The following is a 20,368-nucleotide window of genomic DNA, read 5'->3' on the forward strand; positions in this document are numbered from 1 at the left end:
CCACCTACATTGCTTGTTCAATTTGATACAACAGTTTTTCTTTGCGCACAGGCTTTGGTACGTAGGCATCCATTCCTGAATCAAAGCAGCGTTGAATATCATCATCAACGACGCTTGCTGTTAATGCGATAATGGGCGTCTTAGCTAATCCTTTACTCGCTTCATAAGCTCTAATTTGCCTAGAAGCTTCAAACCCATCCATTATGGGCATCATGCAATCCATCAAAATAACATCAAACTTTCCATCTTTTTGGAACATTTCGACTGCAATTTGACCGTTTTCTGCGACTTCGAATTGATAGCCTGCTTTAGATAGCAATAGAGAAGCCACTTTCTGGTTCACTCTATTATCTTCGACAAGCAAGATGCGTTCGGAGCGAATAGGCGTTACCGTTGCTTCTGGTTGCTCAGAACTTGCAGGTAGTTCATGAGTTTTATCGGGGGTGGTGTTCTCTTGGTGTGGTTCAGCAGGCGTCGTGTTGGAAACGCGTAACCCTATTGCCTTATCTAACTTCTCTTTAAGCAACCCTGCTTTAAACGGTTTGGGCACATAGTCATCCATTCCAACGTCAAAGCATTTTTGTATATCGTCATCGACCACACTTGCCGTTAGAGCAATAATCGGAATTCTGAAAGCGCGTTTTTCTTTTACTTCTATTTGACGAATTATTTGGGTGGCTTCAAATCCATCCATTACGGGCATCATGCAGTCCATTAAAATTAGGCTGTACTGATTCTGTTGAAATTTCTCAACCGCTTCTTGTCCGTTTACTGCGACATCAAAGTCGAAGCCAGCTTTTGTGACGTGTAGCCCCGCGATTTTTTGATTGACCGTATTGTCATCAACGACCAAAACTTTCGGCAGAGATTTAACATGTTGCGCTGAAGTGCTCTCTTGTTGTGCGTGCGAGAAATTTGCCGCACAACTTTCAAGTGCTTTAATTAAGCGCTGCCCTAGTAGTGGCTGAGTGACCAAGGCGCTGATATTGTTTCTAAAGTCGAATTGTGGGCTATGAAGGTGCTTGATGAGGCAGACACGAATGTTTCGTTTACAAAGGCTTTCTATCTCATCGATATGCATCGCCGCTGCATTTGGTGATCCTTCTACATGAATAACGATAACGCGCTCGTTATCAATCCACGTTGGCAACGCACTTAAGGTATCTACTGACTGCGTTATATTGATGTTGAAAAAACTTAACTCGTTACGCAGTTTTTGTTCTAGTTGAGTACTGCTGCATACAATCCATATGTCGTTGTGATTCAGAGCGTGATAAGCGTTAAACTCTTGCGTCACAACAGGAGCAGTTAGTTCAAAGAAGAAGCGACTGCCTTTACCTTTCTCGGATTCAAGTTGAATCTCTCCACCCATTAGCTCAACTAATTGCGTGCTAATGGCAAGCCCAAGTCCAGTTCCCCCAAATTGTCGGGTAGTAGAGTTATCCTCTTGGGCAAATGGAGCAAATATTTTCTTTTGCTGCTGGGCATCAATACCAATCCCAGAATCTTTAACGGAAAACTCGATGACCGCTTCACCATTTTTTATTTCGCGGGTGATGACCGATAGCTCTACACTGCCTTGTTCGGTAAATTTTACCGCGTTAGACATGAAGTTCATGACAACTTGGCGTATACGATGGTCATCCAACATTACGTGGTAAGGCGTGTTACGGCTAATGTTGACTTGCACATCGATGCCTTTTTCCTTTGCTTTCGGTGAAATGATAGAAGCAATGTCATAGATAGACTCTCGAACACAAGTTGAATGTGGGCTAATGAGCAACATCCCAGATTCAATTTTTGAGAAGTCTAGAACGTCATTAATTAAACTCAAAAGCAGTTGGGAGGAGGTTTCAATCGTGTCGACGTAATCGCGTTGTGTGGCAGTCAGGGAAGTATCGGATAACACTTCAGAGATGCCAATAACGCCATTTAGCGGCGTGCGGATCTCGTGGGACATGTTGGCCAAAAAGCTACTTTTGGCTTTACTCGCCTTAATTGCATCATCTTTTGCTTGTTCTGCATCTTCTTTAGCTTGTGTGAGCTTTAGTCTGGACAACATCCGCTCATCACTAAGCTTTTTTACCTCTCGAGCAAACTTACTCAGCTCGTCTTTACCCTTTATTAGTTGAGCAAGAGGTGAATTTTCAGTGTTACTTTGTTCATTGCTTTCGTTACTGAGAAATTTGAGGACTAGATTCAAGTTTCCAGTAACTTTTCGCACCAATCTTAGCGTTAAACTTACGACCAACAGCGTTAAAAGGCTCATCATTGCGATAAAGGTAAAGCGGTGCTGTGTCGTCGTGTTGATTGTCTTTGATATATCATCACTCAGCTGTTGTTCCATTTTGTCGTCAACACTTTGTAATAACGATAAGCGTTTGTTGAGTGCAGATAACCCCGCATCAATCTCATCCGGGGTTAATGATTTGAGTTGAGCTGGTTGCAATAAATAAGCACGAAACTCTTGGCTTTTGATAAAGACTTCACCCGTAAACGTCTCAATGAGCAGATCTACTTGTTGTTGGTTGGCATTTAGCGTCACAAAACGCTCTAGAAATAGTTGTTGGTTCTGGATTAAAGATTGGATAGAAGCCTGTGTTGTGAGGTCGTACTCGTTATTTTCCTCTGAAGATCGAATCAAATATTCGCTTAATCTATGCTCTTCAGTAGACCAAAACATCAACCATTCAAGTTGCATCAAAGAAGAAAGGTGAGTGTTTGTTTCATAACTCACATTTCTAAAATAGACTTTGTCTAAGCTCATGAGGATTTCTTTGAACGTATCAGCGCGCCACTCTGCCGCATCTAACTTTTCTTCTTGATTTTGCGAAGAGAGCATCGAGAGGGTTGCTTCCTCAAAGCTTGTCAACTGGTTTAGTATCTCAGCGTTTTCACCGAATACTGGTGCTGCAGTGTCGCGTAACAATTGAGATATCTGCTGAGTTTTTAGTTGCTTATCTATTACATCAGGGTTATTCGGTAGGTGATAAAGCGAAGATACGCGGTCGATGTAGACAGAGAATAACTGTGCTTTTTGTAGTTCCTGAGCCTGGATAGAAAGGCTTTGTACATGTTTACCCGCGAGGACAAGCAACAATAAAATTGGCAGCAAAACCAACCCAAATAGCTTTTGTTTTACCGACAGGTTGTTCCAAGAAAAGATTCCTACCACGCGCATTTCCATATCCAAGAAGTTGATATGAAAAGTGTAGTTTATTTATCTCAGATGTTAGATTTTAAGAGAAAATTCATATTAATGAGGTGGGGGAAGTGTGACCGATATTGCATTACGAGTACTAACGCGCTAAGCGGCAATAGTTAACAAAACGGCGTTCTAAGCAAAGTGATTGACGCTTTGAGCGCCACTCCCTCGTTGGTATTCAAATGCAATCAATTCCTCAGCAGGTACAGGCCTACCTAAGAAAAAGCCTTGTACGACGTCACAGTGGAGAGACTCCATTCGTGTGAGTTGAGTTTGAGTTTCTACGCCTTCGGCTACTACTTTCATTCTTAGGTTGTGAGCCATGGATACAATCGCGCGAACTAATGAATCGTCTTGATCGCTTTTTCGGATTTGAGCGATAAATGAACGATCAATCTTGAGCCCGTCAAAAGCCATATGTTGTAGGTAGGCAAGGGCTGAATACCCCGTACCAAAGTCATCTAGCCAAACTTCCACTCCGATACTTTGTAGTTTTTTAAGCACATATTGAGCTTTCTCTGTATCATCAATAAAAAGTGACTCTGTCACTTCAACATGAATGGTTTGAGGGGCGACATCATGTCGTCGTAAATACTTAGAAAATAATTGACTTAAATCTTGGCGATAGATTTGTCTTGGGGACAAGTTTAATGCGATGTGAAAATCAGTACCGAAATGTTCTGCCCACATTGCCCGCTGAGCAACTGCCGTCTCAATGATATGTTCTCCAAGCTCCAATATTAAATCACTTTGCTCTGCGATCGGGATAAACGATTCTGGACTGATATAGCCTTTCTCGGGATGATTCCACCTAACCAATGCTTCGACCTCAATTAGGCGATAGGTTTTTAGATCAAATTGTGGTTGATACCACAGCTCGAATTGAGACAAGTCACGTACTGAACGACGCAGTTCTCGTTCTATGTATAAACGTTGTTTAATCGTTTCATCAAACGTGGAATCGTATATCGTCATAATGTCTTTACCGCGTCTTTTAGATTCCTGCGCCGCAAGAGAGGAAAGCTGTAAAAGAGACTCAGCGTTTGAACCAAATTCTGGATACACAGCAATTCCGAGGCTTGCCGTAATTTGAATATCGTTCTCTTCCAAACTAAAGGGAGAGAGTAGTTGGCGATGTATATCGTTCGCTTTTTCTCTAGCTTCATGATTGTCCGAGCACGGAAAGGCCAGTACAAATTCATCCGCACCTACTCGACTTACGATGGTAGAAAGGCGGTAAAGCGGCTTAAAATAACTCGGCAAACGGCCTTGAAGCTCTGAAGCAAGATGGCCTAGCAATTTATCCCCAATGTTATGTCCGTAGTTATCGTTAATGTGCTTAAAGTCATCCAAGTCAATAAACACAACCGCAAGTGAGGGGGATTTGTGGTCAGTTATTTGCGTTTGAATATCAATGAGTAACTTTTCTCGGTTTGGCAGGGAAGTCAGAATATCGTGGTACGCCATGAACTCAACTCGGCTGGTGTATCGGTTCACTTTGTTTGACATTTTGTTGTACGCCGAAATAAGTTCTCCCACTTCATCTTTGCTTTGTATGTCGGTGACTGGCAGCGCTTGGGTATTTGACTCTGAAAATTGATCTTTTAGTTGCTTGAGTGGCTTAGTTAACGACCGCCCCAAAGCATAAGCGATGATGCTACCGAATAGAACGGATATCCCACTGATCGTTAGCAGCAAGTTAAACATCTTCTGTTTATCGTTTGAGGTAATCGCTTGGACTTGTTCAATGTTCTGTTCTTTCTCTTCCAGTAGATGTATCAAGTTAAGCTCAAGATACACCGCCCCAAGAGTAATATTTGATTGCTGAATCGGCGCTGCGATCTCCAACTGATGCTTGGAAAAGGAAACGAGAGTTCTGGATTCTTCTATTGCTTTCAAAATAAAAGGAGAGCGGTAATGAGGTTGGGCAAACATCCTTAGCTGAGTAGTGCCGTCGTGAAAGATTAGCCCTTCATTGTCAACAACATGTATTTTCGAGACATCTGGCTGGCTCAATGTTGCCTTAATTTGCTCATACGCTTGACTGATATTGTCTGTATAGAGTGGATCAAAAAGCTGTTTTGATAATAGCTCTGCATAAACCAACCCTTTTTGCTTAACGTAAGATTCGGTTTTTTCTTGAGAGTTGTTCGTGATTTGTTGAGTTAAGCTATTTGAATACGCATCGTAACCGTGCATGTATAACGCAAGATTTATCACCACAACAAACAAGACAACGAACATTGTCGAGCAAATGTATTTGGTTTCGAGTGAGAGCTTTTGAAACATCAATCCACCTTCGGTAACAAGTGAACTGACTTGCGCACTGTACTTAAGGAGGCTCGCATTTCTGGAGTAAGTGCGCTGAATTTTTTGGTGTTCTGAAACTTTTTAAGTGCGAGAGAGCCTTCGTGAGTTGTATCCATATCAAGCAGTATGGACGTGATTTTACGCTGTTGCTCTAGGCTCATGCTTGGAGAAGCGAGAATCAAATCCCTGGGTATTTCAACAGAACGAGAAAAAATCGCTAGTTTGTCTTTCATGTTCTCTGGCAAATCTTTGGGATTGTTCCAGTTGAAGTTACTGAATGCTCCTGCCGCAACTCTCTGTTTATATACCCATACAGATAGGTTGATTTCATTTGACTGAGCGAGTTGCTCATCAAGGAATAAATAACCAATACTGTCTTTGGCCGGTTTGTCATCAGGAGAGGGAAGGTATTGCAGTTTTTCTCCGTGATTCAGCAATGTAATCGCAGGTCAGAAAGTGACTCAATGCCACTCTCTTTATTAGTAAAGAACACCGTATGATATTTTTGCAGGCCTTTTTTCCATCGTATAGCAAGAACTTGGCTATTAGACTCCTTTTCTAAGGTCATCGCATTAAAGGGGTCGCCGTTGCAATTTGAACGGTGCCATTTTCAAGCGCAACCGCGAGCTGACGATAATTTTTAAATACCTTTACCGCCCCTTTTGCGTAACCATATTCAGCCATATTTTCAGTTACATACTGAGTAAGGGGCGTCGCTTTTTTGATTTTGCTTTGGGCTTTATTCGACACAATGCCAAACGTGAATGTTTTCTCAATATTTTCTTGTGCACTGACGACAAAAGGTGAACTCAGCAAAGTGAGTAATAACAGAGTGCAGGCAGGTTTCATCCGGCTTCAACTTCCTTCTGGTGCATGTCAGTAATATTTAGTATTTATCAATGTGCCGAAATCAATCTTAAAAACAGTATGATGTACAAATTTCGTTGTGTGCGCACTTTTTATAATGTGACTTGGTCACTTATTCCGTTCAAATAGTACCGAATTTGACGTTTATGTACAGGATGAATGTATCACCGTGAGTCTGAATTCACTGGATTCTTGGTCAAGCGCTGTATTGGCTGTGAGCTAATGCGCCTTATGTATCGCTATTTTGTACTAAGAAAATTTTTCCAATTGTTTTTGATACTTTTTCTCGAGAGCTTCATTGCCTGCTGCACGTTCAAGTTGAATCATGAGTTGCAAAGAGGGCTTCTTCACGCCATACATTTGATTGAATCTCATTAATCGAATTCTAGCTTCAGTATAATCACCGCTATCAATTTCTATTTTAGCGAGTTGCAAAATCGATTTTGGTCTATGAGGGTCATGATCGATAGCTCTAGTAAAGTAGTATCTCGCTTTGTCTTTATCTTGTGATTTTAGCGCACAAAAAGCTGCATTCTCATAGCTTGCTGGAATAAGGTAGTAATAAGGCTGCTCAATGGCTCGATTAAACATCTGATCGGCTTTTTCGAAGTCACCTCGCTTGCAAAGAAAAGTACCGTAGTTATTGAGCACATTTCCGTTTTTAGTGTGTTGGCGTAGAGAGCGTTTATACATCTGTTCGGCTTTAATATCTTCACCAACCGTTTCGTAGTAGTGAGCCATAGATAATTGCGCGCGATAGTATTGAGGTGCGTGGTTTAAGGCTTGTTGTAAGTTATCATGCGCGCGAATCATGTTACCGCCGTCTAAATAACCTAAGCCAAGTGCGATACGTGATTCTGCCATTGCCACAGGATCGGCTTTAACGACAGGGCTTCCATCTTCTTTCACCGTCACGCAACCCACGAGTGCAAACTGAGACAATAATATTAGTGCACCGAGCTTTGCTGTTTTCATTCTTTATCCCTACATCCCTGAATCTTTCTGCATGATATGAATTACTTAGCAAAAACCTATTGAGGAAAAAACACTATGCGATCAGGTTTGCAAACTGTTATGAAAAAGCCGCCATATGGCGGCTTGGTTCACATATTACATTTCGGTAATGATGAGTGCTTTGTTTGCTTATTTTGAAGCTAATCGTCTTTAGTGAAAGCATCTTCACTGAAGTGATCGAGATCGTACGGTGTTTGCTGATAAACACAGTAGTTCAGCCAGTTTAAAAAGAGGAGGTGTCCATGGCTTCTCCAGCTTGCAATTGGTGGGTTATCTGGGTTGTTGTTTGGGTAATAGTTGACAGGAATAGCGGGCTCCATACCTTCGCTTAAATCTCGGATATATTCATTATGTAAGGTGTGAGAATCATACTCAGGGTGTCCTGTGACAAAGACATTGCGTTTGTCTTTTGTGGTGGCCAAGTACACACCTGCGACATCCGATGTCGCTAAAATGTCTAAGTCAGTATGCTCTTCTAGAAAGTGAGGCGAAAAATCTGCGTAACGCGAGTGAGGAGCCAAAAACGTGTCATCAAATCCGCGTAAGATAGGGTGAAATTGATGATGGATTTGATGATGATACACGCCTGAAAGTTTTTCTTTACGCGTTTTTTTAGGTAGATCGTAGAGTAGCTTTAACCCTGCTTGCGCAGCCCAGCAAACATAAAGAGTGGATGTCACATGATCTTTTGCCCACTCCATGATGGTTTTGAGATGATCCCAATAAATGACATCTTCAAATTGCACCAAACCTAATGGAGCCCCAGTAATGATCATGCCATCGAAGTTTTTATCTCGCACCATTTCAAATTGGCGATAAAACGTGTCTAAATGTTCAGTTGGCGTATTTTTACTCGGGCGGTTATCAATGCGCAGTAATTCGACGTTAACCTGTAGTGGGCTGTTTGAGAGTAGACGCAGAAACTGAGTTTCAGTCTCTATTTTTTTTGGCATCAGATTAAGGATCAGTACTCTTAAAGGACGTATTTCCTGACTCGCTGCACGCGTTTCACTCATCACGAAGATGTTTTCTGTCCTTAATACATCGGTAGCTGGTAATTGATCTGGAATTCTAATTGGCACGACTTTCTCTCCCTAAGTATAGTCAATCTAGACGTCTATACTTCTAAAGCTAACTTAATTAAGTTTAGATGTCGATACGAAATCCGACTTTTCAATCTACTCTTTACATTATGGTAAACCGTACTCGGGGTTGTCACACAATTGTGACTAAAGCAGAGTTTCTGATGAGATAGGTTTGAAACGCAGTGTGTACTATTTGCTGGTAATTATGCGATCACGTTAATATGTGAAGGTGACTTCGTAGTAAGGAAGTCTCAAATTAATGAGCCATACTAAAAACAATCAGCTCACCATTTTGCATTAATGTGCATATTTGGAAACATCGTCAGTGGAGGACATTATGTTCGGTATTTTCAAGAGAAAGACAAAGATTCAGGGCATCGCTCAAGAAGTTCCTTGCGTGCTACTGCATTCGTTTGGTGATAAAGACATTTATACGCCGGAAGAGATTGATCAAGCTCTTCAAAAGCTGGGTTATGATAAGAGCAAGGATATCAGTCATTATCAGTATGCGTATGGAATGTTTGCCGATGAAGCCTCTTACGAGCTCCTAGAACTAACGGATGAGCTAGGTAATTATGGTCATTTCCAACGTGAAGTAGGTAAGATGCTACTCAATACACCTGAGCCGATTGATATGCATATCTACTTTGAAATTTCTCGTCAGCACCAAAACGTCAGCCTTTCACCTGGTCATCAAAAAGTAAGCGAAAGTGATGGTGTGTAAACATCGTTAGTGGTATTCCATCGTGAGATGAGTTGGGTATAATGCGCGGCCTAATTATCCGGACATGTTGTCGGTTACATTTCTGTTGAGCGTTAATGCCTTATGTTCAAAATGCTTGTCTCTATGCCACCAATGTTGGCGCTGTCGATAGCGATTGTATGTGAAGTGATTGCCACTTCTTATATTCCCAAAACAGAGCAATTTACGAAAGTAATGCCGAGCACAGTCGTTTTGATTGGTTACGGCATCGCTTTCTTCTTGCTTTCCGTCACAGTGCAAACAATGCCTGTCGGGGTTGTTTATGCCATATGGAGTGGTGCTGGGATCGTTTTGGTTGCGACGGTTGGTTACTTTGTTTACGGACAGCGTCTAGACTTACCAGCCCTAGTTGGTATTGGGTTTATCATCGCTGGTGTGTTGATCGTAAATTTATTATCCAAAACAGTAGGGTACGAATAACGCCACTCTACTTGTTAAGTGAATAAGAAGCCGCAGCGAGAAATTGCTGCGGCTTTTTAGTGCAAATTCAATCGCTAATGGCGAGTATTGATATGATGTCTTATTGTTGCATTCATCACGGTCGCATTATGTGATTGAAAAACAGGCATTATTTAGCGCATTGAAAATACAAAGTTATGTTTCTTCAAACTTTAGGAAAGGGCAGTAGATAAATCACTCCGATAGATGTTAACGTGGCGACTCATCTTTACTGCTTTTTCATTCCCTACATATTTCTGCAAAGTTCTTATTGTGTAGTGTGTCGAAGAACCATAGAATCCGCGCGCTTTAATTTATGTTATTAGCGTTATCAATGATAAAAGTGCAGTCCATTATCATTGTTTTTATCACTTATAGATGGGCACATCTGACAATACTTACATGAACAAATACAAAAAGCCTGCATTCAAGGCCGAATTTCTTTTGCCTCGTTACTGGGGAACGTTAATTATCATTAGCGTGATGTACTTACTTAGCCTCCTTCCTTTTAAAGTTCAACTAGCTTTGGGACGCAACATTGGTCGTTTAGCTATGCGACTCATGAGAAAACGTCAAGTTACGATCAGACGCAATCTTGAGCTTTGCTTCCCTCATATGGAAGAATGCCAACGCGAAGCAATTCTAAAAGACAACATCGACAATACTGGCATCGCACTTTTTGAGACCGCAATGGCATGGTTTTGGTCAGATAAACGGGTAAACAAACACGTCACGATAAAAGGCATGGAGCATCTAGAGGCTTTAGAGAAGTCAGGCAAAGGTGCATTAATGTTGGCCGTACACTCAATGAATCTAGAGTTAGGTGCTCGAGCTTTTGGCATTAAAAAGTCTGGAACCGGTGTTTATCGCCCAAACAATAATCCGTGCTTTGATTATTTTCAGTATAAGGGACGCTCTCGCTCTAATCGTACACTGATTGATCGTAAAAACGTCAAAGCCATGCTTGAAGCACTTAAAACGGGTGAGCGGGTTTGGTATGCACCGGACCACGATTATGGTAACCGACGCTCGACATTTGCACCGTTATTTGCCGTTAAAAATGCTTGTACTACGACAGGCACAAGTTTGTTGGTTGATTCTACAGATTGCGCCATTGTGCCTTTTACGATGGTAAGAGGAAAAGACGGACACTATACCCTAACCATTAGTGCGCCCGTCGAAGGTTTCCCGAAAGAGGATCATCAACGTGCCGCCGCATTCGTGAATCAAATAGTTGAAACATCAATCATGGCAAGTCCGAGCCAGTATATGTGGCTTCATCGTCGGTTTAAAACTAGACCAGAGGGTGAGGACTGTTTGTACAAGCCTAGGCTCATCCCTAGCTTGGCATAACACATAGAGAGCCTACAAAAAGCCCAAGGAACATACGAACCTTGGGCTTTTACTTTCTATTCTTTTCGCTTTATAAGTAGCGTTCTTTTAGGTGAGCTTGAAAGTGTTTAGCATTCAGTGTTTCACCCGTGGCTTGTTTTACCAACTCATCAGTGGTGAATAAGCTACCTTTACTCCAGATGTTTTCCGAGAGCCAATTGAATATCGGAGCTAAGTCGCCAGAACGAATAACCGCATCTACATCGACGGTTTGTTTCATTGCTGCCATAAATTGTGCAGCGTACATCGCACCGAGCGTGTAGGACGGGAAATAGCCAAAACTTCCGTCCGTCCAATGGATATCTTGCATACAGCCATTTTTGAAGTTTCCTTCGGTTGATAGCCCCAAGTACGCTTTCATCTTTTCGTTCCAGAGTTCTGGTACATCTGTATGTTTGATGACGCCGTTCATGAGATCTCGCTCAATTTCATATCGAAGAATAACGTGAGCAGGATATGTAAGTTCGTCAGCATCTACGCGAATAAAGCCTTTTTCTACGCGAGTGTAAATTTTGGCTAAATTGTCTTTTTCGAATTCACTACCAGAAAAATGGTTAGAAGCCAGTCGAGCGAGGTGATCGATAAACGCGCTGCTTCGTCCTATTTGCATTTCAAAGAAGAGTGATTGTGATTCATGAATACCCATAGAGCGAGCTTCTCCCGCGGGTGTTCCTGATAAATCTTTTGGTAGCCCTTGCTCGTATCGAGCATGGCCAGTTTCGTGGACAATCCCCATCAATGATTGGACAAACTCGTTTTCATTATAACGTGTCGTAATACGTACATCTGTCGGTACACCGCCACAAAATGGGTGGGTACTCTCATCAAGTCGACCGTGTTCAAAATCGAATTGAAGTAGCTTCATGACTTCCAAACCGAGCGCTTTTTGCTTTTCCGCAGGGTAGTGTGCAGTTGGCAATAAGATGTTGTCTGATTGTTGTTTTTCAAGCGCTTCATCGATCAAAGTAGGAAGCCAGGTTTTCACGTCAGCAAAAAGAATGTCTAACGACGCAGACGTTGTGCCAGGTTCATAAACATCGAGCATGGCATCATAAGGAGTCGTGCCATTTGCTTCGGCTCTAATTTGCGCTTCTTCCTGCGATAGCTTTACTACTTCAGCCCAGTTCTTTTCAAAACCAGCCCAGTCATTTTCTCCACGTTGTGTACGCCATGCATGTTCACATTTGGAGCCAGCAAGAGATTGAGCTTGAACTAATGATTCTGGTAGTAAGTTAGCTTGCTGCCACCCACGCTTCATTTCTCTTAGGATAGATTTTTCTTTTGTAGACAGCGTCTCTTCTTCTGCCTGAGCGAAAAGCTCTCCCAAGTGCGGTTGAGTCATTAAAGAATGGATATGTACATCAAGCTCTGCCGTGGCATTCGAGCGTGCTTCAGCGCCACCAGGTGGCATGACCGCTGCTTGATCCCAATCTATGATGGCAGATAGATGCTCAAAATTTGCCACTTTTTTGGAATGTTCAACGAGTTTTGTAAATGCGTTCATGTGACTACTCTTATTCTTTTGTTCTTTCCCTAAACACCCGATAACGGGTCCTTCATATGGTGTTGCACTAAGCAACCTGCGTTAATTTACTAATAATTAACAATTAACTCCAACCCATTGTCCATAAACTCACCCAGTTGTATAGCTCTCTTAAAAAAGAAGCTTGCGAATCTTGTGGATTGGCGGTATTGATGAAGGATTGACAATTAATTATCACGATAATATGGATATTTTGAATTTCGAGGCATTTATTATTGCCATTACGATTTTAACGTTAACGCCAGGTTTAGATACTGCACTTGTTATCCGTAACACTAGCCGCTCGGGCCTAAAAGATGGATGTACAACCAGTCTAGGGATTTGCTTTGGCTTATTCGTACATGCTTTTTTTTCTGCGGTTGGTATCTCGGCGATTCTTGCGCAATCAGCAGAGTTGTTCCAAATCGTAAAAATGATTGGCGCAGCTTATCTTATCTGGCTTGGTTTGAGCAGTTTAAAAGCGCTAATGTCGTTGAAAGATGGATTGACCGTGACCGAGCAGATTCACGAAGTGTTTAATGGTAAGCGCTCTTTTAGAGAGGGCTTTCTTTCTAACGTCTTGAACCCGAAAACGGCGGTCTTCTATTTGGCTTTCTTGCCACAGTTTGTGAATCCAGAAGGTTCACCCTTGCTTCAATCAATGATGATGGCATCTGTACACTTTGCTATTGCGATGGTTTGGCAGTGTGGTTTAGCTGGCGCGCTTAACTCGGCTAAAAATCTACTAAAGAATGCAAGCTTTATGAAGTGGATGGAAGGCGCGACGGGCGCAGTATTAGTCGCACTTGGTGTGAAGTTATTAATTGAAAAACCCGTTTAATGCGTAATATTTATCGATTGTTGATACTACTCGCTGTATTTATTGTGGGGATAGGTGCCGCTGTTGCTTGGCATACGTGGCCACAAGTACAGTTTGCGCAACGCGGCATGATCTGGTCTTGGCACTGGGGCTACTTCGAGCCTTTTGCTAATGGAATACAACAAACGCGAACTCAAGACACTAAACAGTTATTGCTCAGGCGTGTGTATTTGCATGACGCTATTGTCGTTTTTGTTTCGACAACTATGGACAATAAATTTGAGGTCGACGTTGTAAAAGAGCAAACCTGTGAACCTAAAACGACGACTTGGGCTTCGGTCTCTGTCAATCATCAACGTGTCAGGCATGTACCTATGGTGTGCGATGCGTTTGGGCAAGGCTACTTTTATCGCTACATCGGGAAACATCTGGAATCGATTGAGGTTGGTGTCGGCGACTCGTTTGTAACAGAAGCATTTTTAGACTGGCCGCTATCAGAGTTGAAAGCGGATCAATTCAAGCAAAAAAATGCGAAGTTTTTTGAAGAACGTGGAGAAAACGTTGAGCATCAATGGTTGAGAGATTAACCATTTAACCGAAGATAAATAAAGCCCGCTAAATAATAGCGGGCTTTATGTTTTTACCATTTCTAATGTGCTTTGCTCTCCGTTACTGGTAGTTTGTGACCGAACAGCTGTCGTTTCACTAAGCTTTCACTGCTTCAACTTCACCTGATTGCGATGTTGAGCTAAAGAACAGTTTGGTTTCTGCCAGTACGACGTGACGCAGTGCGATCAAACCAATCAGGTTAGGAATTGCCATCAGACCGTTTACGATATCAGCCAGTAGCCAAATCATATCGAGGTGAAGGAATGCACCAGATGCCACCAAGCCAACGAAAATCAGTTTGTATGGAAGCACAGCTTTAGTTCCGAACAGGAACACAACGCAACGCTCACCGTAGTAGTTCCAACCAAGAATGGTGGTAAAAGCGAAGAACATCAAACCGATTGAGACGAGCATAGGGCCAAATGTATCTGCATTTAAACCCACCGCAAAAGCATGAGTCGTCATCGCGGCGCCTGCTAGGTCACTTTGCCATGCACCGGTCAGGATTAGAGCAAGGCCTGTCATGGTACAAATAATGATGGTATCGAAAAAGGTACCCGTCATTGAAATTAGGCCTTGCTTAACACAAGAGTCTGTCTTCGCTGCTGCTGCTGCCATAGGCGCGCTACCCAAACCAGATTCATTTGAGAACACACCGCGAGCGATACCTGATTGGATTGCCAACATGATGCTTGCACCTAGAAAACCACCAGTCGCTGCTGTTGATGTAAAGGCTGAAACCAGCACTAATTCAACGGCATTGAACAATTGGTCTGCATTCATGATGATCACGCTTAAACACGCCAACACATAAAATACAGCCATGGTAGGAACCACTTTTCCTGCAACGTTAGCAATGGATTTGATGCCACCCAAAGTTACGAAAGCAACCAAAAGAGTTAGTACGAAGGCAGATAGCTCACGGTTAACACCAAGAGATATCTCACTTGCATCCAGAATCGCGTTTACTTGTGGAAACGTACCGATACCAAAACAAGCAACACCCAAAGCAAACACTGCAAACATGATCGCGAGAGCTTTTGAGCCAACACCGTATTGCAAGTAATACATTGGGCCACCAATCATTTGGCCTTTATCATCGACTCTTCGGTACTTAACCGCCAACAAACATTCGGCGTATTTAGTCGCCATTCCGAAAAGGGCAGCGAGCCACATCCAGAATAGAGCGCCTGGTCCACCGAGTTTGATTGCTGTGGCAACACCAACAATGTTACCAGTACCAATTGTTGCTGAGAGCGCAGTACAAAGAGCTGCAAAGCTAGAAACGTCACCTTGAGTATTAGATGACTTATCTTTACTGAATACCATCGCTAGCGCTGTTGGGAGGTGTTTAAACTGGATCAAGCCAAGGCTAAAAGTGAAGTAAACACCTGTACCCACTAGCAAAATAAGCAGCGGTGGACCCCAGACAAAATTATCGATGGTTTGTAGTAAAGATTGTAGGTTGTTCATGATTTCCCCTTAATAAAACAACTAATAAGGAGAAGAGGGAAAGGACGAGATCAACGATCTCTAAAAGAACTAAGCTATTGGTTGTAGGCGGGAAGGCCAAGCAAAATAGTTAGGTTGTAACTTTCCACTCCTCTGTCCTTTTGCCTGAGAGTTTCACCTTGCGTGAGTGCAAGACTTGCTCCTTCGGCGACCGATTTAACGGTTCTCTCCAGAGGTTCCTCCAACTACAGTCTCCGCTACCTAGGTAGCACCTGAAATAGTTAATTCTTCGGCGAGTTATGCTAATCAAATGTTAAAGTTTGATTAATAACCACTCTCCTGCAGTCTTCATCGGAACAATTACTCAATTAAATGAGTAAAGGTTAGTTAATGATGCTGGTCATCATTAACGTGTGAACTCTATCATGTTTTTGGTCCATTTCAACACCCTATGTCAATTTATTTTCAATGAAATAACCTCATCTATTTTCATGAAGGTATGTTTGCCAATCTTTTTGTGCGAGTCACGGCATAAATAAAATCTATTGGGTTAGGGAATGGAACCCAAAAACACTTCAGAACGATAAATGTGTTTCGATCGTTACGACATAAGTTATTCAATTAAGAACACAAAATTGATGAAAATCGGAGCACTTATTTTAAAATCTACGCTAAGTTGACCTTATGGTACGTATAAATGGGTTACAATGAATCTTTGTGAAACAGTCTACGGACCTAGGCAGTTTTTCATGAGTGGACAAGGAGGCGGTATGACCAGATTATTAGCCATTGCGGTGTTGATTGCAGTAGCATTTGTACTGTTTCGTTATCGAACCAATGAAAAAGTCCAAAAAGCGACCGTTATAACATTAATTGGCGCATTTCTGATTTATACAGCATCAATTATGTTTGCGGAATTGATCCGCTAGCAAAGTAAAAGAGTCCTTGGAGTAGTATACGGTGAGTTCTCAGAACAAAATGGAAGAGCAAGACGACGTAGTTGTCATTGAAGAGCGTGACAAACGTACGCATATCTATATCGCAATCGCTGCGGTGTTAGGCTTGGCATTTGGTGGCCTTGTTGGATCGGTTGTCACTGCGAACAAGTGGGAATCGACTTACCACGTATTAGAAGAAAAGTATCAAGCACTAACGCAAGATAAAACCCAGTTGGCATCTCAAGTAAAAGTGCGTGAAGAGGCGCTCGACCAAGAAATACAAAACCAAGTTAGTGAGTTACTCGCCGCGAAAGATGAAGCTCATCAGAAAGCACTTAAGAAGTTGCAAAAGCAATTGACTGAGGTCGAGAAGGTTAACTTGTCACTAGAGTCTCAATTGAAGCAGCAGGCAGATAAGATCAACACGACGAAGTCAGAAAATGAGAAGTTGAGTCGTCAAGCGGATATGCAAGCGACTATGTTTGAGCGGTCCCGCGAAGTATTCCAGAAAGAGCTAAAAATTTCGCAAGAATTAGAGTCTCTCGAGAAAGAACGGTCGAAATTATTACCTAAGATTGAGAAACTCAAGAAAGAGTGTGACGTATTTTTAGAAGGCAAATCTTGGGACGTGAAGTCGGACGCGTGTGATAAACATGATGAAGCTAATTCACGACTAAGTCAGGTCGATCAAATGATTGAAGTCTATAAAATGGACCTCAAACAAATCAAAGCAATAACGGAAGATATCGGCCTTTAAGTCTTTTGTATCCGGTTTTGAAAAGCAAAAGGAGCTCTTTAAGAGCTCCTTTTTCGTTGTTGGCTATGACTTTTAGCCTGTCGCGTATATTAGATTCGTGAGGCGTCATAGCCTGAGGCGAGCAGGAGCTCTCGTTCGTGTTTAATCAGCTGAGCTCGATCTTCAATTAGTTCATTGAGTGCTTGAGATGGCTTACCTGCTAATGCTTTGAACGAAGCAAAAGATTCCGCGGTGTCGATTTTATCAATCATCTGACTGATGACATTACGAGCCTCACACGGGTTACTCGTCGTTGTAAAGTATTCTACTTGCTTTGCTGCCGATTTCATCTCAGTTAATAGCTCAAGCGGGCTACTTTCTTTGGCTACTGCCATGTAGTTATCCAGCACGCGCTTTGCATAAAGCAGTTCTTTGAGGGGGATATCTCTTCCGCTCTCGATTAGGGATTCGCTAAGGATCATACTTGAGCTCATGGGCATTCCTTCTTATTACTACGCCGCTTTTGATGTTTCCTTGAGTCTAATTTATTGAAGTCACATTGGGAATGGGTAAAAAGCATTTTTAACGCATTTTTATTCATTTATGAAAACACGAATGCGATGCTTATCTGGATCGATAGCCATAAAATTTAACCCATACACTGATGTCGCTGGTGGTTGAACAAACTCAACACCTAGGTCTTTCCAGCGCTTGTAAATGCGCTCTAGCATATGACTATTGGGCACCGATAAAGACAACTCGGTGCCACCACCTCTAATTCCGCTGTAGGGTGAAAGATTATCTCTTTGCTTGAGTGTCAACGTTAAGCCTTCGGTCAGTGGAATAGCGGCGAAGGTTGGAGACAACTGCGTGACTTTGCGTTCGAACAGTTTCGAATAAAAAACTTGGCTTATGTGGATGTCCTCAACGTAGAGAACGAATGAATTGATAGTCAGCATGGTTTGTTCCTTAATCAATTAGAAATAGTAGGGGCAATCTAACGGAAAGGAACGACAGGAGTTGTCAGTAGAACATTCTCGAAGGTAAGTGACAGAATAAGAAAAAGGAGCCGTTTAGCTCCTTTTTATCAGCGGAATCATTGGTATTAATGAGTGTGTTTGGAAGAATACCAGTTGTTTTGATACGCTTTAGATGCAAATAATGCGTTTGCTTTTGCACGCTCGATAATAGATTCGTCCACCTCTAGCGGCTTCATGGTTTGGTCTTTAAAGTCGTACGCCAGGGTCGATATCTTTTCACCAGGGGAAAGCACAACGAGATTGTCGCGCGTTAAATAACCAAAGTTTTTGTCGTATTGCATCATTGCGCGTTCATCTTCGCGAGCCAGTGGCTTCGTTAAATCACGACCAATCATCGGTGTTTTAGCATCTACCCCAATCAGAGATAACAGTGTAGGCGGCATGTCTATGTTGTTTGCTATGCGGTCATCTTTACGTGGTTGAATGCCTTTACCAAGGATCAATGCTGGAATGTGAAAGTGCTTAACTGGAACAAGGTTAGCGCCAGAAACACGTGCATCATGATCTGCAATTACAATGAAAATGGTATCATCCCAATAAGATGACTTTTTCGCCTTTTCAAAGAAAGTGCCCAAAGCGTAATCGGAATATTTAACGGCGTTGTTACGCGTCATATATTCTGAATCGTATGGCTCAATTTTGCCTTTTGGATACTCATAAGGGCTATGATTACTTGACGTAAAAACTAAGCTAAAAAAAGGTTTGTCGCTTTTTGAAAGGCGTTCAAACTCTTCGTTTGCTTTGTTATATAGATCTTCATCACTAACACCCCAAGAGCCAACAAAGCTTGGGTTGTTATAATCGTCTTCTTCTACTATTTGATCAAAACCGTTACCAAAGAAGAAAGTTTTCATGTTGTCAAAGTTGGCTTCACCGCCGTAAATAAATTGCGTGTGATAGCCTTGAGCTTTCAGTAAGTCCGCGATGGTAAAGAAACCCGTTTGGCTTTTACTCAGCTTCACTACCGCGCGAGACGGAGATGGAGGAAAGCCCGTGGTTACGGCTTCAATTCCACGAACAGAACGAGTACCAGTGGCGTACATTTGTGTGAACTGCCAACCTTCCTTCATGAGTTCATCAAGGTTTGATGTTAGAGGCAAACCACCCAAAGCACCGACAAATTGGGCGCCTAAGCTTTCTTGTAGCAAAATCACTAAGTTTTTATGTTTACCCTGGTAAGTCGCGGGGTTACTGTTCATGGTTGGGAGTAATGAAGGGGTGAAGTCGGACTTTGTTGATGAAGTGCGAACTAATTCCAACATCTTTTGAGTGTCCATTTTTCCGTAGAACTGCTCAGCACTCTTTTCTGACTTCATGCTATTAACCGCAAACAACAATGAGTAAGATGAGTTCAGTGCTAAGTCGTTAAGCAGTGGATCGTTAGAAAAGGCGACCATAGCAGGATTTAGCGGGCGGTGCCCTAAAGATGAGCGAGCACCTGCAACCCCAAAAAGAACAACGAAAAGTGCCAATAGTGGTCGCCATTTCCAGTTGACCTGCTGCGCCTTATCGGTCAGTTTCTTACTCCACTTCCAACCTAAAGTGATGGTTAAAACTGTACCTAACGCACCAATAAACAGTTCTAATTTGTAGCCAGTCCAGAGCATACTCAAGACTTCTTTTGGGTAGATTAAGTATTCCACAAACAGGCGGTTTGGACGTAGGTCGTATTCCTGAATGAATGGCGCTGTTGCTAGCTCCATGTATACAAGCACCCAAAGCCCTAAAACCATCCATATGCGTAATATTCGCTTCCAACACTCTCCCATCTTACCGGTTAATGGCATGAAGGTTGAAAACAGTGCTGGAAGAATAAATAACCAGCAAAGCGTTGCAATATCTACGCGCAAACCTTGACCTAGGATGTAAATTAAGTCGTTTAGAGAGTCAATACGGTCAATCTGCCAAAAAGCTAGCAAAACTCTTGAGATAGACAGAAATAGAAGCGAAAACAAAGAAAAGGCAGCAATTGGCTGCAAAGGCCCCCACACAGAGCTCTTTGATAAGTTTTTCATATTTATTCGAATAGTTTAATTGTTATGTTGTGTTGTTTTTAGCAAAGCAAGCGTGAAATAAACGTGAATTATAATGTGGGTTTATGGTCGAGTAGTGTAAGTGTTGGTATGTCTATGTAAGGGGGAGGGGCGTTTGTGTAAAAAAAGAGCCAGTTGATAACA

The 20,368-nt window shown here is 42.2% G+C and carries 19 protein-coding genes and 1 riboswitch; of the genes, 7 read left to right on the forward strand and 12 right to left on the reverse strand.

All coding sequences use genetic code 11. The annotated features are described in order from the left end of the window. Positions 1–4: 4 nt before the first annotated feature. The 7 genes from R7Z77_RS11670 to metA form a co-directional block, all read right to left on the reverse strand. Positions 5–3,181, reverse strand: coding sequence for a response regulator (locus tag R7Z77_RS11670; protein WP_081248156.1), 3,177 nt, complete (start codon positions 3,179–3,181; stop codon positions 5–7). Positions 3,182–3,337: 156 nt separating this feature from the next. Beyond that, positions 3,338–5,494 (reverse strand): EAL domain-containing protein, encoded by a 2,157-nt coding sequence (locus tag R7Z77_RS11675; protein WP_318136678.1) that lies wholly within the window; start codon positions 5,492–5,494, stop codon positions 3,338–3,340. Continuing rightward, positions 5,494–5,952 carry a PhnD/SsuA/transferrin family substrate-binding protein gene (locus R7Z77_RS11680; RefSeq protein WP_284143600.1) on the reverse strand — a complete coding sequence of 153 codons (459 nt, stop codon included), beginning with the start codon at positions 5,950–5,952 and terminating at the stop codon, positions 5,494–5,496. Before R7Z77_RS11680 ends, R7Z77_RS11675 begins: the two co-directional genes overlap by 1 nt. Beyond that, entirely contained in the window at positions 5,946–6,083 is a 138-nt protein-coding gene (locus R7Z77_RS11685) for a PhnD/SsuA/transferrin family substrate-binding protein (RefSeq protein WP_284143599.1), read from the reverse strand. Before R7Z77_RS11685 ends, R7Z77_RS11680 begins: the two co-directional genes overlap by 7 nt. Further along, positions 6,080–6,364 carry a hypothetical protein gene (locus tag R7Z77_RS11690; protein ID WP_250155615.1) on the reverse strand — a complete coding sequence of 95 codons (285 nt, stop codon included), beginning with the start codon at positions 6,362–6,364 and terminating at the stop codon, positions 6,080–6,082. The genes R7Z77_RS11685 and R7Z77_RS11690 overlap by 4 nt, the downstream gene beginning before the upstream one ends. Before the next feature lie 267 nt (positions 6,365–6,631). Then, complete coding sequence (pilW, locus tag R7Z77_RS11695; protein ID WP_017820928.1) at positions 6,632–7,357, reverse strand: type IV pilus biogenesis/stability protein PilW; 726 nt, start codon at positions 7,355–7,357, stop codon at positions 6,632–6,634. 179 nt (positions 7,358–7,536) lie between these two features. Continuing rightward, positions 7,537–8,478 (reverse strand): homoserine O-acetyltransferase MetA, encoded by a 942-nt coding sequence (gene metA, locus R7Z77_RS11700; RefSeq protein ID WP_005377792.1) that lies wholly within the window; start codon positions 8,476–8,478, stop codon positions 7,537–7,539. Positions 8,479–8,818: 340 nt separating this feature from the next. Between metA and R7Z77_RS11705 the strand changes: the two genes are divergently transcribed. The 3 genes from R7Z77_RS11705 to R7Z77_RS11715 all read left to right on the forward strand — a co-directional run bounded on the left by R7Z77_RS11705 (position 8,819) and on the right by R7Z77_RS11715 (position 11,035). Continuing rightward, positions 8,819–9,205: a hypothetical protein gene (locus R7Z77_RS11705; RefSeq protein WP_053303128.1), complete on the forward strand. Its 387-nt coding sequence runs from the start codon at positions 8,819–8,821 to the stop codon at positions 9,203–9,205. Positions 9,206–9,328: 123 nt separating this feature from the next. Further along, positions 9,329–9,664 (forward strand): DMT family transporter, encoded by a 336-nt coding sequence (locus R7Z77_RS11710; protein WP_169644527.1) that lies wholly within the window; start codon positions 9,329–9,331, stop codon positions 9,662–9,664. A 420-nt stretch (positions 9,665–10,084) separates the two neighbouring features. Further along, complete coding sequence (locus tag R7Z77_RS11715) at positions 10,085–11,035, forward strand: LpxL/LpxP family Kdo(2)-lipid IV(A) lauroyl/palmitoleoyl acyltransferase (RefSeq protein ID WP_064369089.1); 951 nt, start codon at positions 10,085–10,087, stop codon at positions 11,033–11,035. Positions 11,036–11,105: 70 nt separating this feature from the next. Here R7Z77_RS11715 and R7Z77_RS11720 read toward each other — a convergent pair whose 3' ends face one another. Next, the gene (locus R7Z77_RS11720; RefSeq protein ID WP_213967976.1) at positions 11,106–12,578 is read right to left on the reverse strand and encodes a carboxypeptidase M32; all 1,473 of its coding nucleotides are present in this window, start codon (positions 12,576–12,578) and stop codon (positions 11,106–11,108) included. A 223-nt stretch (positions 12,579–12,801) separates the two neighbouring features. Between R7Z77_RS11720 and R7Z77_RS11725 the strand changes: the two genes are divergently transcribed. Together R7Z77_RS11725 and R7Z77_RS11730 are read left to right on the forward strand one after the other, a co-directional pair. Continuing rightward, entirely contained in the window at positions 12,802–13,437 is a 636-nt protein-coding gene (locus R7Z77_RS11725) for a LysE family translocator (RefSeq protein WP_213967975.1), read from the forward strand. Then, positions 13,437–14,003 carry a hypothetical protein gene (locus R7Z77_RS11730; RefSeq protein ID WP_005385713.1) on the forward strand — a complete coding sequence of 189 codons (567 nt, stop codon included), beginning with the start codon at positions 13,437–13,439 and terminating at the stop codon, positions 14,001–14,003. Before R7Z77_RS11725 ends, R7Z77_RS11730 begins: the two co-directional genes overlap by 1 nt. Before the next feature lie 118 nt (positions 14,004–14,121). Here R7Z77_RS11730 and R7Z77_RS11735 read toward each other — a convergent pair whose 3' ends face one another. Then, on the reverse strand, positions 14,122–15,498 hold the full coding sequence (locus R7Z77_RS11735) for an alanine/glycine:cation symporter family protein (protein ID WP_005377785.1): 1,377 nt from the start codon (positions 15,496–15,498) through the stop codon (positions 14,122–14,124). Positions 15,499–15,620: 122 nt separating this feature from the next. After that, a riboswitch (glycine riboswitch) is annotated at positions 15,621–15,720 on the reverse strand. Between the two features lie 527 nt (positions 15,721–16,247). On the opposite strand from R7Z77_RS11735, the gene R7Z77_RS11740 reads away from it, so the two are divergent. Further along, positions 16,248–16,406: a hypothetical protein gene (locus R7Z77_RS11740; RefSeq protein WP_005377784.1), complete on the forward strand. Its 159-nt coding sequence runs from the start codon at positions 16,248–16,250 to the stop codon at positions 16,404–16,406. Between the two features lie 31 nt (positions 16,407–16,437). Further along, positions 16,438–17,172: a chromosome segregation ATPase gene (locus R7Z77_RS11745; RefSeq protein ID WP_017820934.1), complete on the forward strand. Its 735-nt coding sequence runs from the start codon at positions 16,438–16,440 to the stop codon at positions 17,170–17,172. A gap of 89 nt (positions 17,173–17,261) precedes the next feature. On the opposite strand, the gene R7Z77_RS11750 is transcribed toward R7Z77_RS11745, so the two are convergent. The 3 genes from R7Z77_RS11750 to R7Z77_RS11760 all read right to left on the reverse strand — a co-directional run bounded on the left by R7Z77_RS11750 (position 17,262) and on the right by R7Z77_RS11760 (position 20,206). Beyond that, positions 17,262–17,645 carry a hypothetical protein gene (locus tag R7Z77_RS11750; RefSeq protein ID WP_005377782.1) on the reverse strand — a complete coding sequence of 128 codons (384 nt, stop codon included), beginning with the start codon at positions 17,643–17,645 and terminating at the stop codon, positions 17,262–17,264. A gap of 99 nt (positions 17,646–17,744) precedes the next feature. After that, positions 17,745–18,110 carry a VOC family protein gene (locus R7Z77_RS11755; RefSeq protein ID WP_005377781.1) on the reverse strand — a complete coding sequence of 122 codons (366 nt, stop codon included), beginning with the start codon at positions 18,108–18,110 and terminating at the stop codon, positions 17,745–17,747. A 146-nt stretch (positions 18,111–18,256) separates the two neighbouring features. After that, positions 18,257–20,206 carry an LTA synthase family protein gene (locus tag R7Z77_RS11760; RefSeq protein WP_213967972.1) on the reverse strand — a complete coding sequence of 650 codons (1,950 nt, stop codon included), beginning with the start codon at positions 20,204–20,206 and terminating at the stop codon, positions 18,257–18,259. Positions 20,207–20,368 lie beyond the last annotated feature (162 nt).

It is taken from the genome of Vibrio sp. 1401 (genome assembly GCF_033340295.1).

Bases quoted from the DNA above. Each gene is read 5' to 3' on its own strand.
- R7Z77_RS11715 (WP_064369089.1), top strand. From the start codon at position 10,085: ATGAACAAATACAAAAAGCCTGCATTCAAGGCCGAATTTCTTTTGCCT.
- R7Z77_RS11710 (WP_169644527.1), top strand. From the start codon at position 9,329: ATGCCACCAATGTTGGCGCTGTCGATAGCGATTGTATGTGAAGTGATT.
- R7Z77_RS11705 (WP_053303128.1), top strand. From the start codon at position 8,819: ATGTTCGGTATTTTCAAGAGAAAGACAAAGATTCAGGGCATCGCTCAA.
- R7Z77_RS11720 (WP_213967976.1), bottom strand. From the start codon at position 12,578: ATGAACGCATTTACAAAACTCGTTGAACATTCCAAAAAAGTGGCAAAT.
- R7Z77_RS11685 (WP_284143599.1), bottom strand. From the start codon at position 6,083: ATGACCTTAGAAAAGGAGTCTAATAGCCAAGTTCTTGCTATACGATGG.
- R7Z77_RS11670 (WP_081248156.1), bottom strand. From the start codon at position 3,181: ATGCGCGTGGTAGGAATCTTTTCTTGGAACAACCTGTCGGTAAAACAA.
- R7Z77_RS11690 (WP_250155615.1), bottom strand. From the start codon at position 6,364: ATGAAACCTGCCTGCACTCTGTTATTACTCACTTTGCTGAGTTCACCT.
- pilW (WP_017820928.1), bottom strand. From the start codon at position 7,357: ATGAAAACAGCAAAGCTCGGTGCACTAATATTATTGTCTCAGTTTGCA.
- R7Z77_RS11760 (WP_213967972.1), bottom strand. From the start codon at position 20,206: ATGAAAAACTTATCAAAGAGCTCTGTGTGGGGGCCTTTGCAGCCAATT.
- R7Z77_RS11740 (WP_005377784.1), top strand. From the start codon at position 16,248: ATGACCAGATTATTAGCCATTGCGGTGTTGATTGCAGTAGCATTTGTA.
- R7Z77_RS11725 (WP_213967975.1), top strand. From the start codon at position 12,802: ATGGATATTTTGAATTTCGAGGCATTTATTATTGCCATTACGATTTTA.
- R7Z77_RS11675 (WP_318136678.1), bottom strand. From the start codon at position 5,494: ATGTTTCAAAAGCTCTCACTCGAAACCAAATACATTTGCTCGACAATG.
- R7Z77_RS11755 (WP_005377781.1), bottom strand. From the start codon at position 18,110: ATGCTGACTATCAATTCATTCGTTCTCTACGTTGAGGACATCCACATA.
- R7Z77_RS11735 (WP_005377785.1), bottom strand. From the start codon at position 15,498: ATGAACAACCTACAATCTTTACTACAAACCATCGATAATTTTGTCTGG.
- R7Z77_RS11750 (WP_005377782.1), bottom strand. From the start codon at position 17,645: ATGAGCTCAAGTATGATCCTTAGCGAATCCCTAATCGAGAGCGGAAGA.
- R7Z77_RS11730 (WP_005385713.1), top strand. From the start codon at position 13,437: ATGCGTAATATTTATCGATTGTTGATACTACTCGCTGTATTTATTGTG.